Consider the following 14,589-nt stretch of genomic DNA (forward strand, 5'->3'; position numbering starts at 1 on the left):
AAAAAGCCTGGACAAGTCATATCGTCCAGGCTTTTTTGTTGCCGGGCCGCAGCGCTTCGCGCCACACCCCGCAGAAACAAAAAAGCCGCCCTGAGGCGGCTTTTTGCATCGTTCCAGAGGAATCGATTACTTCGAAGCAGCTTCCGAAGCGGCAGGAGCAGCAGCCGAAGCGTCTGCAGCGGGAGCCGAAGCTTCCGAAGCAGCAGCGGCGGGAGCCGAAGCTTCCGAAGCGGCAGGAGCAGCAGCCGAAGCTTCCGAAGCGGGAGCAGCCGGAGCTTCTTCTTTCTTTTCACAGGCGACCAGAGCCATAGCAGCGATCACGGAAGCCAACAGAAGCGACTTTTTCATCCTTATGTCCTCTTTAAAGTGTCAAACAATTACCGGTAATTGATGGAACCCTGAGGGTTAGCACGAGTCCCATAAAGACTTGGAACGCTCGAGCATTTCCATGCCTAGCCGGCCATTATACGTGGGGCCGGGCTTCCCCTCATAATCCGAGTGTGGTCGGGGGGAAGGTCTCGCTTGAGCGTTGTGAAATCGCATCAATTTTCTCTTGCAATGCTCGCCAACGCAAGGGATCGCGACTGACCATGCCTCGATAGTGATCCGGGTCGAACATCTCGACCGACAACGCACCCGGCACCAACACCGAACATGGCACATCGGCAGCGAACTCGTCCGGTGCCTGCAAACACACCACGCGATGCGACCACAGCTGGCGCCACTCAACCCAGCGCGGATGCGCCCGAAAAAACGCATCGAAGTGCGCCGCCAACAACACGCAGCGCCCATTGCGAGAAGCCAGCGCCCACTGGTTGAAACTTTCAACCACCGCCCGTTCGCCAAGCGGCCAATGGGCGAAATCCTGGTCGCAAAGCACCAACTCACGATGCTGGTCATGCGCTGCGGCGGCCAGCGCCTCACGCACGGCCTGCTGAAAGGCGGGCAGCCCCTCGAAGCGCCCTTCGGCCGGAAGATTCGATGCAGTGTCGCTCATGGTGTTGACGCTCCGTTGAAGGATCCCGATGGGTCGTGATCAGCGGCGGCCTACACCGGGTGCAGCCAGCCATCCTCGGCCCATTGGGTGAGCAATTCTTGCGCATCCGGGCTGGCTCTCTGCCAGTCTTGCGGAGTCAGTTCGCGGCGGTCCGCCAGTTTTTTCATCAAGCGGGCATCGGCCCCCGCCGCCCGCCACGATTCGCCGTTGACGTAGATGTGCCGATCGTCGTACATCATGCGTGTGCGCCGATCGAGCCGCAGGCCTTGGCCATGGAGCGACACCTCGATGGGCGAGAACCACACCCCCTCCTTCGGCTCGGAGAGATACTCGCCGAGCGCCTTGTCGACAGCATGTGGATCGCATTGCAGAAGCTTGGCGACGGCCTCGGCGGCAAACGCCTGATAGTGCGCCGGCATGCGACCGGGCTCGGTGGTGGCGTCTTGCTTCGGGTCACGGTAAATCGGGTCGCCATCAGGCGTCTCGGCCGCCTCGAGCAGGCGCACCAGCACCTCGCGGGCCAGCTCGGTGCGCGACGGCGAACGAAAGCCCACCGAGCACGTCATGCACTCGCCCTCGGCAATGCCATCGTGCGCCCAACCTGGTGGCAGATAGAGCATGTCGCCAGGCTCCAGCACCCATTCGTGCTCGGGCTCGAAGTTGGTGAGGATCTTCAGCGGCACGTCGGGCCGCAGCTCCGGGTTGGGCAGGCGGCCGATGCGCCAGCGGCGCTTGCCATGCACCTGCAGCAAGAAGACGTCGTACGAATCGAAGTGCGGGCCGACGCCGCCACCATCGGTGGCGTACGAAATCATCAAGTCGTCGAGCCGGGCATCGGGCACGAAGCGGAAGGGCTCCAGCAGCGCGCGGGCGCTTTCAAGATGCAGATCGAGCCCCTGCACCAGCAGCGTCCACCCCGGCCGATCGAGCTTGGGCAGCGCGCGGCGCGGGATGGGGCCGCGGCGCAGGGTCCAGTCGCTGTCGGGCCGCAGTGTTTCGCGCACGATCAGGCGCGACTCGACGTCGTCTTGCGCGGCCAGCGCGAAAAGCTCGGCGCGGGTTGCCGGAGATTGCGCTCCTGGCAGAGCCTGGCGAACCAACAACGGCTTTTTGTGCCAATGGCGGCGCATGAACTGGGCGGCGCTGAGCCCCCCCAGCAGCGCGGTCGGCTGATCGATTTTCAAGGGTGAAGTGCTCATGGCCCGCATTGTGAAGGCCGCGCCACGGCCTTGCATGCAATGCGTCATGCGATGATGCGCGAATGTTGATTTCCAAACCCTGCGTCGTCAGCTTGACTTGGCGACTTGAAGACACCCAAGGCCAGTTGATCGACGAGTTGGAAGCGCCGGTCGAGTTCTACTTTGGCGGGCAAGATCTGTTTGCCAAGGTCGAAGAAGCCCTCGAAGGCTTGACCATGGGCGACGACCTTCAAATCCACCTGGAGCCCGAGCACGCGTTCGGCGAGTACGACGCCGACCTGGTGTTTTTCGAAGCGCGCGAGATCTTTCCGGATGGCGTGGAACCCGGCATGCAGTTCGACGGCCCGCCCGAGGGCTCGACCACGCCCGACCTGCCGAAAGACGCGATCTACACGGTCACCGAGGTCTACGAGCACCACGTGGTGCTCGACGGCAACCACCCGCTGGCCGGCATTGCCATTCGGCTGGACATCAAGGTGCACGGCGTGCGCGCAGCCACCGATGACGAAATTGAGCGAGGCTCGGTGGCGGAGTCGGTCGTGACGGTGCTGCACACCGCGCCGGCAGCCAAGCACCTACATTGACCGATGCGGCCCTGGCCGGACCGCCCTGCGGCGGAGTCCGGCCGGTTCAATGGCTTCAGCCGCGTCCGGTCGAACCGAAACCGCCTGCGCCGCGATCGCTCGCCTCAAAGCTCTCGACCACGCGGAACTGCGCCTGCACCACCGGCACGATCACGAGCTGCGCGATGCGCTCCATCGGCTGCACCGTAAAAGCCTCGCGGCCTCGGTTCCAGCAGCTCACCATGAGCTGCCCCTGGTAGTCCGAATCGATCAAGCCCACCAGATTGCCCAGCACGATGCCGTGCTTGTGACCCAGCCCCGAGCGCGGCAGGATCATCGCCGCCAAGCCCGGGTCGCCGATGTGAATCGCCAGCCCCGTGGGAATGAGCAGGGTCTGCCCCGGCTGCAACACCAGCGGTGCGTCCAGCGCGGCGCGCAGGTCGAGGCCGGCACTGCCCGGCGTGGCGTAGGCGGGCAACTGCTCGGCCATGCGGGGGTCGAGCACCTGTAGGTCGATCGGGGTCATGCTGTTTGAGAAGAAAGACGCTGGGCGATCTCGCGCACCAGGGCGCGCGCGAGCGTGAGTTTGTCGACGCGTGAGCCGTCTTCGGGCAAGGCGCGGTGGCCTTGCGCATCGACGAGCAACAGCGAGTTGTCGTCGCTGCCGAAGGTGGCGGGCCCGAGGTTGCCGACGATCATCGGCACGCGCTTGCGTTGCAGCTTGGCACGCGCGTGTTCGAGCAGGTTCTCGCTCTCGGCGGCGAAGCCCACGCAATAAGGTGGCTGGGGCAAGGCAGCGACGGCGGCGAGGATGTCGGGGTTTTCGGTCAGCTCGAAAGTCGGCGCAACCTTCTTGCCTTCTTTCTTGATCTTGTGTTCGCTCAAGCTCGCCGGGCGCCAGTCGGCCACGGCGGCGGTGGCGACGAAGGCGTCGTACTGCGTAGCCTGGGGCACGACCGCGTCGAACATCTGCTGGGCCGACTGCACGTTGAATCGCTTGACGCCTCGCGGCGTGGGCAGGTGCACCGGGCCGGCGATCAGCGTCACGTCGGCGCCTGCCTCGGCTGCCGCGCGCGCCAGCGCGAAACCCATCTTGCCGCTGCTGTGGTTGGTGATGCCGCGCACCGGGTCGATGGACTCGAACGTGGGGCCGGCGGTGAAGAGCAAGCGCTTGCCCGCCAGGCTCTTGGGCTGGAAGAACGCGATCACGTCTTCGAGCAATTCGGCCGGCTCGAGCATGCGGCCGTCACCCACCTCGCCGCAGGCCTGGTCGCCCGTGCCGGGGCCGAGGATGCGCGCGCCATCGGCCACCACCTGCGCCACGTTGCGCTGCGTGGCGGGGTGGGCCCACATCTCGCGGTTCATCGCCGGGGCCAGCAGCAGCGGGCAGGTTTCAGCCGGGCGCGCCAGGCACAGCAGGCTGAGCAACTCGTCGGCCCGACCTTGCGCCAGCTTGGCGATGAAGTCGGCGCTGGCCGGCGCGATCAGCACGGCATCGGCCTCGCGCGAGAGGTTGATGTGCGCCATCGCATTAGGCTCGCGCGCGTCCCACTGGCTAGAGTAGACGTTGCGGTTGGACAGCGCCTGCATCGTCACCGGGGTGATGAACTGCTCGGCCGCGGCGGTCATAACGACCTGCACGGTGGCGCCGGCTTTCACCAGCAGGCGCAACAGCTCGGCGGACTTGTAGCAGGCGATGCCGCCCGTGAGGCCGAGCACGATGTGGCGGCCTTGGAGATCGAGTCGTTCGGTCATGGTCGGCCTTTGGCGAACTGCACAGACACCGCAGCGCTTACAGGCGCTCGGCCACCCAGCCTTGCACGCTAGCGAGAGCCGCGCCGAGCTTGGACGCGTCGGTGCCGCCGGCCATGGCCATGTCGGGCTTGCCGCCGCCCTTGCCGCCGACTTGCTGGGCGACGAAGTTGACGAGCTCGCCGGCCTTTACCTTGCCAATCGAATCGGCGGTGACGCCCGCAGCGATCTGCACCTTGCCGCCGTCAACGGCAGCCAGCACGATGGCGGCGGTCTTGAGCTTGTTCTTGAGCTGGTCCATGGTGTTGCGCAGCGTGGCGGCGTCGGCGCCGTCGAGCGTGGCGGCCAGCACCTTGATGCCTTTCACATCCACCGCCTGGGCGACCAACTCGTCGCCCAGGGCCGAGGCCAGCTTGCCCTTGAGCTGGGCGAGTTCTTTTTCAAGCGCGCGGACCTGATCCAGCACCTGGTTGACACGGTTGCCGAGTTCGCCCGGGTGCGCCTTGAGCGTGCCGGCCAGGCCGTTCACCGTCGATTCGAGCGATTGCAGATAGGCCAGCGCATGGCCGCCCGTCACCGCCTCGACACGGCGGATGCCTGCTGCCACGCCGCCTTCGGCCACGATCTTGAACAGGCCGATGTCGCCGGTGCGCTTGACGTGTGTGCCGCCGCACAGCTCTTTGCTGGAGCCGATGGTCTGCACGCGCACCGTCTCGCCATACTTCTCGCCGAACAGCATCATGGCGCCGCTCTTTTGCGCGTCGTCGAGCGCCATCACCTGGGCCTGCGCGTCGGCATTGGCCAGGATCTCGGCGTTGACCAGCTCTTCGACCTCGCGGATTTCTTCGGCCGTCAGCGGCGCGTTGTGGGCGAAGTCGAAGCGGGTGCGATCGGCCGTGACCTGCGAGCCCTTCTGCTGCACGTGGGCGCCGAGCACTTCGCGCAGCGCCTTGTGCATCAAGTGCGTGGCGCTGTGGTTGCGCACGGTCTGGGCGCGCTGGTCGGCATCGACCTTCGCGACGAACTGGTCGCCGATCTTGATCTCGCCCTCAGCCACCGAGCCATGGTGGCCGAACACGTCGGCCTGAATCTTCTGCGTGTCTTCGACGATGAAGCGGCTGGTGCCGTTGCGCAGCTCGCCGGTATCACCCGCCTGACCGCCGCTCTCGGCGTAGAACGGCGTGTGGTCGAGCACGATCACGGCGTCGTCGCCCGAGCGTGCGACCTGCACCGGCTGGCCATCGACGTAGATCGCCGTGACCTTCGAGTGCTCGCACACGAGGTGCTCGTAGCCGTGGAAGGCTGTGGCCGCGCCCGAGTATTCGAGGCCGGCGGCCATCTTGAACTTGCCGGCGGCACGGGCCTGTTCTTTCTGGTGCGCCATCGCCTTGTTGAAGCCAGCTTCATCGACCGTCACGCCGCGCTCGCGGCAGACGTCGGCCGTGAGGTCGAGCGGGAAGCCGAAGGTGTCGTGCAGCTTGAAGGCGGTCTCGCCATCGACCACCTTGGCGCCGCCAGCCAGCGCGGCCTCGAGGATGTCCATACCGTGGGCGATGGTCTGCAGGAAGCGCTCTTCCTCGGTCTTCAGGACTTCGGTGATGCGCTTCTCGTTCTGGCGCAGCTCGGGGTAGGCGTCGCCCATTTCTGTGACGAGCGCGGCCACCAGCTTGTGGAAGAACGCACCGCGTGCGCCGAGCTTGTAGCCATGGCGGATGGCGCGGCGCGCGATGCGGCGCAGCACATAGCCGCGACCGGCGTTGCTCGGGATCACGCCGTCGGCCACCGTGAACGAGCAGGCGCGGATGTGGTCGGCGATGACCTTCAGGCTCGGGCTGTCCTTGTCGCACCCGGTGCCAGAGGCATCGGTTCCCGAGCCCGCCGCACCGGCTGCATCGACTGCGGCTTTCGACGCGGCCAGCAGGTTCACGAACAGGTCGATCTCGTAGTTGCTGTGCACGTGCTGCAGCACGGCGGTGATGCGCTCCAGGCCCATGCCCGTATCCACCGAGGGCTTGGGCAGCTTGTGCATCACGCCCGCTTCGTCGCGGTTGAACTGCATGAACACGTTGTTCCAGATCTCGATGTAGCGGTCGCCGTCTTCATCGGGGCTGCCCGGGGGGCCGCCGGCCACGTCGGGGCCGTGGTCGTAGAAGATCTCGGTGCAGGGGCCGCAGGGGCCGGTGTCGCCCATCATCCAGAAGTTGTCGCTTGCATAGCGCGCACCCTTGTTGTCACCGATACGCACGATGCGCTCGGCGGGCACGCCCACCGTCTTGTTCCAGATCTCGTAGGCCTCGTCGTCTTCAGCGTAGACGGTGACCCAGAGCTTTTCTTGCGGCAGCTTGTAGACCTTCGTCAGCAGCTCCCAGGCGTACTGGATGGCGTCGTGCTTGAAGTAGTCGCCAAACGAGAAGTTGCCCAGCATCTCGAAGAAGGTGTGATGGCGCGCGGTGTAGCCGACGTTGTCGAGATCGTTGTGCTTGCCGCCGGCGCGGATGCACTTCTGGGCCGTGGTGGCGCGCGTGTAGGCGCGCTTGTCGAAGCCGAGGAAGACGTCCTTGAACTGGTTCATGCCAGCGTTGGTGAACAGCAGCGTGGGGTCGTCGCCCGGCACCACGGGGCTGGAGGCCACGATGGTGTGCCCCTTGGACTCGAAGAACTTGAGGAAGGTGGCGCGAATCTCGGCGGCTTTCATGCGGGGTGCTCTCTCGTGTGGTTCGGGTCGTTGCGCAACGGCCGGGCTGAGCGCCTGCAGCAGAGGCAGGATCAACCGCCGCAAGCACCACCCGCGTACAGGTTAAGTGCTTGATTTGGCAAAGTTTTTGATTATAGAGAGCGCCCTGTGACAGCGCGCGGCCCGGCGCCGGCCTGTGAGCCACCAGGGTCAACTCACGGTTTCGATCTGCTCGAGCAGCTGATCGACCACGGCGAGCACCTCGGCCACGTCGATGGGCTTGGTGAGGTATTGCGCCGCGCCCAGGGCCAGCGCCTCCTGGATCTGGTCGGCCAGCACGTCGGCGGACACCATCACCACCGGCACGCCGGCGGTTTGCGCGTCGGACTTGAGCCGCATCAGCACGTCCATGCCCGAGAAGTCGGGCAGGTGCATGTCGAGCAAGATGAGATCGGGCAGGTTGCGGTCGATGGCCGCCAGCCCTTCGGCGGCATTGCTGCAGATCTCGAAGTCGATTTGCGGGCGCTGCGTGAACACCCCGGCCATCACGCTGGCGTTGGCCTCGTTGTCTTCGATGTAGATGACGCGCCGGCGGTGGTAGACGGCCTGCGCCAGCGCGTAGGGCGACTCGGGCTCGGGCGCATCGATGGCCGCGCTGGCGGCCAGCGGCAAGGTCAGCACGAAGGTCGACCCCTGCCCGGCTTCGCTGCGCACCGTGAGCGAGCCGCCCATCAGTTCGGCCAGACGCCGGCTGATGACCAGGCCGATGCCGGTGCCTTCGGTGGCGCTGCGCTCGCGCCCCAGTCGGTTGAACGGCTGGAAGAGCTCGCGCAGCTGGGCCGGCGTCATGCCCAGGCCGGTGTCGCTCACCTCGATGGCCAGCTCGGTGCTCGAATTCACCTGCGCCCGCACCGCCACCGAGCCGCCTTCGCGGTTGTACTTGACGGCGTTGGACAGCAGGTTGGTGAGGATCTGCCGGGCGCGGGTGGCATCGGCGAGCACCAGCGGCACCGCCAACCCCTCGCGCGAACAGGTGACGCGCACGTTGCGGCGTCGCGCCTGCTGCTCGACAAGCTGGCAGGCGCTGTCAACCAGATCCGCCACGACCAGCGGGCGCGGGTCGAGCCGGAACGTGCCGGCATCGATGCGCGAGAGATCGAGCACGTCGTTGATCATTTCGAGCAGATGCCAGCCGGCGCGCTGGATCTGGCCGACACGCTCCTTCTGCCCGGGCGACAGCTGCTCCTGGGCATCGAGATCGAGCAACTGGGCGAAGCCGAGCATCGCGTTGAGCGGCGTGCGCAGCTCGTGGCTCATGCGCGAGAGGAATTCGCTCTTGGCGCGGTTCGATGCCTCGGCCGCCTCGCGAGCGCGCTCGGCCTCTTGCAGCCGCGCGCGCTCGGTCACGTCTTCGACGACGCCCACGAGGCCTAGCGGGTGCACCGCGCCGTTGTGCAACAGGCGCATGCTCAACTGCACCTGGCGGGTTTGCCCCGATCGCGTGAGATAGCGCTGTCGCCGGGTGACCACCGAGGTCTCGCCGCGCAACAACTGCTCGCGCAGGCCGCCGTCGAGCTCGCGGTCATCGGGGTGCGCCAGCATGTCCAGCGACATGCCCACCAGGCTTGGCTCGGGGTAGCCGGTCAACTGGCAAAAGCCCGGGTTGGCCTGGCGGATGGTGCCGCCGAGATCGGTGTAGACCACGCCGATCGGCACGCTGTCGAAAATGGCCCTGAAGCGCTGCTCGCTCTCGCGCAGGGCCTGCTCGGTGTGATGGCGTTCGGCGATCTCGAATTCGAGCCGCGCGGTGCGGTCTTTCACGGCCACCTCGATGCGCCGGGTGCGCCCGGTCATGGACAGCAGCAGCAGCCCCATCGACGCCGAGAAGGCCACCCCGGCCACGCCCAGCAGCCAGTGGTAGCCCTCGGCAACCACCGGCACCCGGTCGCGCGCCCACAACCGCATCTGCCAGGAGCGCCCCATCAAGGACAAGGTGCGGGTCTGATGCAAGGCCGACCGCTCGTAGGCGTCGGAATGGCATTCGGGCCGGTCGATCAGATTGACCCGCGCCGAAGCCAGCGACGGGTCGGCATCCACCAGGCAGGCAGCCAGGTAAGGCGGCACCCCGGCCAGCAAGTTGGCCACGGCGTCGTCCATGCGTACGGCGGCATACACGAAGCCCGACACGTCGGCCAAGGTTGCCGGCAGCGGCGGAGGGCGGCGCTTGTAGATCGCCCGCACCATCACCACGCCGTATTGAGGCTGCCGCACCGCCAGAAACGGGAACGGAGCCGACATCACCGTCTGGCTCGACGTGAGCGCGCGATCGATGGTGGGCTGCACGAAGGGCATCGAACGGCCGTTGAGCCCGAGCACCGTCTGGTTGTGCGCCATCGGCTCGGCGTAGCGCACAACCACCCACTCGTCACCCGCGGGCTCGCGACGCCCCGGCACATCGAAGACCCTGAACCCGACCGCGCCCTCGCGCTGCTGAGCGGCCTCGTAGCGCGCGCGATCGGCGCGCGCCACCGGCTCGGCCCAGGCCAGCGCCTGCAGGCCCGGCATGTCGGCCATCCAGGGCTCGACGGCGCGGTGAAACTCGTCGCGCGTCACATCGTCCGACGCCGCATAGACCCCGTTGATCGCCTCGACCGCGTCGACGTAGCGTTGCATTCGCATGCGCAGTTCGCTGAAAGACGAAGCCGCGTCGCGCTCGAACACGGCGCTCATGCGGCTGACGTCCCACTGGCGCACCTGCAGCAGCGCCAGCGCCATCATGATCGTCGTGAACACCATGGGCAGCGCCACCGTGCGGCGCCGATGCCGCCAGGCGATGGCGGGCTCCCCCATGACCGTGAGCATGACCGGCGCGGCGATCAGCACGCCGAGGGTGTCGCCGCACCACCACGTGAGAAACACCCCCCACGGGCCCGCCTCGGGGGACAACCGCAGCCACTCGATCGCCCCCGCCGCCAAGGCACTGTTGAACAGGCACGCCACCGGCCCGCCAAGCAGCAAGAACCAGAGGATGTCGCGAGGCTCCTCAAGCGTGAGCGGCCGCGACACGAAGCGCCGCACCAGCACCACGCCCAGCCAGGCCTGCGCCGCCCCGCCCAGGCCGCACACCAGCCCGAACACCCAGGCGTTGGACGACACTGCGCCGTACTCGAGCAACCGCGCCAACATGGCCACCGTGCCGCAACCCAGCGCCACGGCCGGCCACATCGACACGCCCCACACCAGCATCGCCGCCAACGCGATGCCCGCCGGAAGAAACAGCGGCGAGATGTGATCGACCCGATGAGCGAAGAACAGGCACACGACACCGAACAGGGTGTAGGCCAGATACGCGAAAGCAAAACGCCCAACGTAGGACTGCTTGACCGTGGCGATAGACATGCACCGGCACCTGCGAGTTCGGGGGATGAGCGCAGCGTAGCACCGGCGGACGGCCTTGCGCTAGAGCGGCGGAGCGCGCCTGGGCAGGGGTTTACGCGAGCAACGCCGTGCGGCGGATCACCAGGTGCAGGTGCTGGCCGCGCCGCTGGTGGAGCATGCCGCCTGGCCCGACAACTTGTATTCGACGTAATCGGTGCCCTTGTTCCCATCGGGCTCGGGGCAGCTCGCTGCAGTGGGGCCGGGCCAGCAAGCCGTGGCGGTGTAGGCGTAGGTGTACGTGGCAACGTTGTCGGTGTGCACCGTCGCCGCCGTGGGCGTGCGATTGCAAACCAGCGTCACGGTGACGTTGCCGCTGCTCAGCGGCACGACCAGATTGGCCGTGCCCGGGCAGACCGTGACGGCATCGGCCGGCGACGCCCCGTTGAGCAGCTTGAAGCGCTGCCACTCCAGGCCCGTGCGCGCGGCCTGCCTGACGCGGGCCAGGGCCACGCTCTTGGTCTGCGCCCCTTGCGTGGCGCCCACGAAGTGCAGCGTGAACGTGGTCAGCATGGCCAGGAAGACGATCATCGCCACCAGCAGCACGGCGGACACGCCACGTTGCGTCTGGCTGCGTTGCATGGCTCGCCGCATCATCGTCAAGGCTCCCGCACCGCGAATTGCATGTCGGCCTGCGTCTGCTCGGTCACCACGCCCGCGCCCGACATCGTGGCCAGGTTGATCTGCAGCGACACGGTCTGCCGCAGATTCTGCGGCGCGACCAAGGCCGGCCCCGGAGTCGGCGACACATAGAAGCGACACGGGTTGGCGCCCGGCGCGGCGCCTGGTGCAATACGGGTGGACAAGGTGGCGTTGTTCACGGCAGCACCGAACACGGTGGTCTGATTCAAGGCCATGCCGTACCGCCAGCGCTTGGTCAGCGTGCCCGTGTTGGCGGCGGTACCGGCGGTGCACACGTAGCTGACGGCCCACTTGAGCAGGTAGACACGCTTGTTGGGGTCGTCGGCCTGGAATGTGTGCCCGTTAAAGCGCAGGCCGACGCTGCCATTTGCCTGTGGGGGAGACACAGCCGTCAGCAGGACGGTAGGCGAGTTGTTGGTCGTCACGTAGGCCGGCGGCGAGATGGACCCTGCGCTCGGTAGCACCGCCACGTAGTCGCCCCGCTGAGGCACCACGGCGCCCGTCCCGGTGCCGTAGGGGTTGAACGGGCCCAGCGTGGTGAAGCAGTTCTCCGCGCAACTGGTGCTCAACTTGTCGGTTGCACCACAAGCGGGTGTGCAATAACCGGGCCCGCCTGTGTTAGAGGTGCGATACCGCGCCACCCCCTTGACCTCGATGAATTCCAGGTACGAATTGGCGCCGACCTGCGTCACCCGCACGCTGCCGGGCAAGGCGTTGGCCAGATCGTTGGTGAGCTTGACGCGAATGAGGTCCATCTGCGCCTGCAGCTCGCTGCGGCGCTGGGCGTCGATGTAGCCGTTCATCGGCATCTGCAGCAGCGGGATCATCACCATCGCGACGATGCCCATCAGCGCCAGGCTGATGATCATCTCGACCAGCGTGAAGCCGGCCTGCCGCAGCCGCGCGGCGACGTCAGTACGCGACCTGATTCGGTGCATAGCGAACCCTGATGCCGTCGACCTGCGACTGCACGTTGTAGTCTGGACACCGCACCAGCACCGACACCTGCAGCGCGTCGCCCGAAGCCACGGTGATCGTGCCCAGCGCGATTGGCTGCACCGTGAAACTCGCCGTGCAATTGGTGAGCTGAATCAGATTGGCGCTGAGCAACTGGTTGGCCACGTCGCGCAAGGTGCCACCCGCCAGCACCAGGCCGTTGTAGTCGTTGACGTTGTTGAGCGGCGTGGCGCTCAGGCGCACTTCGCCGCCTTCGGGCCCCACCGCCTCAGGAACGGTGCAAGCCGCCACGCTGTTGGCCGTCTCGGGGGGCTGGCAGTAGGTGAACGGCATCGACTCGGCCTCGTCGAGCAACGCCACAGCCAAGGCGTGCGTCTGCTGCTCGTGCAAGGCCTGCGCCGACTGCGTGCTGCCGCGCATCGACAGCGTGGTGAGCGTGACCGCCGCCACGCCGATGACCACGATCACCACCAGCACTTCGATGAGCGTGAAGCCTCGCAGCATCGCGCGTTGATGAGACCGGAAGTCAGTCATGAGACCTCCGAACTCTCAGCACACCAGCGCCGAGCCGGTGTTGCAGTCGACGAAGCCCGTTTCGCTGTGCACCCACAGAGCCGGAGCGGGCAGCGAGCCGATCGTGAGCCCTTGCCGACTGGGGTTGCCGGCCGGCGTGGGCCACAGCGCGCCAGTGCCCTTGGTGAAGTAGACCTGCTGCGCGACCAAGGCGAGCCCTTTGGGTGCCTGAATCGTGTAAGGCTGGCCGTCCGTCGGATCGGCCACGGGCGCGGTCGCGTCGCAGACGTTGCCGGCGCCGTAGAGCGCCTGGGCCGCGCCGGCAGCCGGCGACAGCAGCACGCACACATCGCGGTTCTGCGTCACGGCCAAACGTTGGGCATGCCGCAGCATGGCCCGCAGATCAGCACGAAAGCCCAGCTCGTCAATGGAGTTCCATTGCACGAGGCTGGGCGCCGCCAACGCCGCCACGATACCCATCACGACGATGACGACGATCAGCTCAACCGCGGTGAATCCACGTTGGCAAGCCGATCTCATGATTGATTCCAGTCACGGGGATTCAGCACCCTGCGATGTTGGCCGGAATATTGCCACTCACCACAGCGGCGCCATTGGGAACTGCCGGCGCCGTGTAGGTAAAGAAGCACGTTGCCTGGTTTACCCCGCCGATGACCTGCACGGTCACCACGGCACCAGCACCTGCTCCACCGTTAATGATGTTGTAGCCTTCCGTGTTGGCCGCTGCACCGGGAGGGACAAGGCCTGCGGCCGAGATGATCCCGCCGTTCGCTGCCGTTGTGGCAAGTGCTTGCGGATACGAGTTGACGATAGCGATACGGCCGGTTTCGACGCAAACCGTGCCGCCGCCAGCGGCAGTCGCATTCGCAACCGCGCCATTCGAGCAGGTGTTGTTGCCTTGACCCGCACGCGCCAGCGCCGCGCCATGCACCATCGCCGCAGCCGCCGCCACCGAGCCGCGCGCCGCGTTCAGCTTTGCGATGCGCGCGTCGCGCTGCATATTGGTCAGACGAGGCAGCGCCACGCTGGCCAAGATGCCCAGGATCACGATGACGACGATCAGTTCGATCATCGTGAAGCCGCGTTGAGCTGTTCGTTTCATGTGAATTCTCCAAAAAGTGGCGCCGCGCGCCGCCGCTGCGTGACCAGGTTCACGCCAACCACAAGGCTTTACGTCGGGGATATCGACTGCTCGGGCCCTTACTTAAATTCTGTTACCCAATTTTTTGAGTAAAGGCGTGAAAAGCCCCGCGGCACACCCCCTTTCGAGGCTTTTCAAGGGGGCACCTGCCGTGCCACCGAGGGGCCGCTCAGTGGAGCGCCGCCTTGCCCAGGTCCCACATCGGCAAGAACACGCCCAGGGCCAGCACCAGCACCATGGCGCCCAGCACCACGAGCAAGATGGGCTCGATCTTTTGCGACAGCGTCTTGAGGCCGTATTCCATGTCGCGCTGGTACATCTGGCCGATCTCGTCGAGCATTTCGCCGAGCGAGCCCGACTCCTCGCCCACCATGATCATCTGCAGCACCAGCGGGGTGAACACGCCGCTGCGCTGGCTGGCCGACAAGAGCGAGTCGCCCCGCTCCACCTGGCTGCGCATGGCAGCCAGCGCCTGCCCCACATAGACGTTGTCAACCACCTGTGCCGACAGCGTCAGCCCCTGTACCACCGGCACGCCGCTGCGAAACACCAGCGACAGGCTGCGCGTGGCTTGCGCCAGCACGCCTTTTTGAATGAGCTCGCCGGCAATGGGCAGGCGCAGCTTGGTGCGGTCCCACGCCAGGCGGCCCGAGTCGGAGCCGACGAACAGGTGCCAGCCGATGGCCGCCAGCACG

13 protein-coding genes are annotated in these 14,589 nt (G+C 66.4%); 1 reads left to right on the top strand and 12 read right to left on the bottom strand.

Translation table 11 applies throughout. The features are described from left to right. Positions 1–487: 487 nt before the first annotated feature. The gene (locus tag ACE3SS_RS02240; RefSeq protein WP_374590824.1) at positions 488–997 is read right to left on the bottom strand and encodes a hypothetical protein; all 510 of its coding nucleotides are present in this window, start codon (positions 995–997) and stop codon (positions 488–490) included. A 50-nt stretch (positions 998–1,047) separates the two neighbouring features. Further along, a complete protein-coding gene (locus tag ACE3SS_RS02245) occupies positions 1,048–2,181 on the bottom strand; it encodes a JmjC domain-containing protein (RefSeq protein ID WP_374590849.1) in 1,134 nt (377 codons plus the stop codon). 77 nt (positions 2,182–2,258) lie between these two features. On the opposite strand from ACE3SS_RS02245, the gene ACE3SS_RS02250 reads away from it, so the two are divergent. After that, a complete protein-coding gene (locus ACE3SS_RS02250) occupies positions 2,259–2,780 on the top strand; it encodes a peptidylprolyl isomerase (RefSeq protein WP_374590826.1) in 522 nt (173 codons plus the stop codon). 55 nt (positions 2,781–2,835) lie between these two features. Here the strand turns inward: ACE3SS_RS02250 and dut are convergent, their stop codons facing one another. The 10 genes from dut to ACE3SS_RS02300 all read right to left on the bottom strand — a co-directional run. Beyond that, positions 2,836–3,285, bottom strand: coding sequence for a dUTP diphosphatase (dut, locus tag ACE3SS_RS02255; RefSeq protein WP_374590828.1), 450 nt, complete (start codon positions 3,283–3,285; stop codon positions 2,836–2,838). After that, positions 3,282–4,514, bottom strand: coding sequence for a bifunctional phosphopantothenoylcysteine decarboxylase/phosphopantothenate--cysteine ligase CoaBC (gene coaBC, locus ACE3SS_RS02260; protein ID WP_374590830.1), 1,233 nt, complete (start codon positions 4,512–4,514; stop codon positions 3,282–3,284). Before coaBC ends, dut begins: the two co-directional genes overlap by 4 nt. A 37-nt stretch (positions 4,515–4,551) precedes the next feature. Beyond that, entirely contained in the window at positions 4,552–7,206 is a 2,655-nt protein-coding gene (gene alaS / locus ACE3SS_RS02265; RefSeq protein ID WP_374590832.1) for an alanine--tRNA ligase, read from the bottom strand. Positions 7,207–7,395: 189 nt separating this feature from the next. Next, on the bottom strand, positions 7,396–10,584 hold the full coding sequence (locus tag ACE3SS_RS02270) for a CHASE domain-containing protein (RefSeq protein WP_374590834.1): 3,189 nt from the start codon (positions 10,582–10,584) through the stop codon (positions 7,396–7,398). Positions 10,585–10,701: 117 nt separating this feature from the next. Beyond that, positions 10,702–11,202, bottom strand: coding sequence for a hypothetical protein (locus ACE3SS_RS02275; protein ID WP_374590836.1), 501 nt, complete (start codon positions 11,200–11,202; stop codon positions 10,702–10,704). A 17-nt stretch (positions 11,203–11,219) separates the two neighbouring features. After that, the gene (locus tag ACE3SS_RS02280; RefSeq protein ID WP_374590838.1) at positions 11,220–12,200 is read right to left on the bottom strand and encodes a type II secretion system protein; all 981 of its coding nucleotides are present in this window, start codon (positions 12,198–12,200) and stop codon (positions 11,220–11,222) included. After that, positions 12,175–12,753 carry a prepilin-type N-terminal cleavage/methylation domain-containing protein gene (locus ACE3SS_RS02285; RefSeq protein WP_374590840.1) on the bottom strand — a complete coding sequence of 193 codons (579 nt, stop codon included), beginning with the start codon at positions 12,751–12,753 and terminating at the stop codon, positions 12,175–12,177. The genes ACE3SS_RS02280 and ACE3SS_RS02285 overlap by 26 nt, the downstream gene beginning before the upstream one ends. A 15-nt stretch (positions 12,754–12,768) precedes the next feature. Continuing rightward, entirely contained in the window at positions 12,769–13,272 is a 504-nt protein-coding gene (locus tag ACE3SS_RS02290) for a Tfp pilus assembly protein FimT/FimU (protein ID WP_374590842.1), read from the bottom strand. 22 nt (positions 13,273–13,294) lie between these two features. Continuing rightward, positions 13,295–13,855, bottom strand: coding sequence for a type II secretion system protein (locus tag ACE3SS_RS02295; protein ID WP_374590843.1), 561 nt, complete (start codon positions 13,853–13,855; stop codon positions 13,295–13,297). A gap of 208 nt (positions 13,856–14,063) precedes the next feature. Then, positions 14,064–14,589: type II secretion system F family protein (locus tag ACE3SS_RS02300; protein ID WP_374590845.1), on the bottom strand; the 526-nt coding region annotated here is incomplete at its 5' end.

It is taken from the genome of Aquabacterium sp. (assembly GCF_041915145.1).
In the GTDB taxonomy this organism is placed as follows: Bacteria; Pseudomonadota; Gammaproteobacteria; order Burkholderiales; family Burkholderiaceae_C; genus Aquabacterium.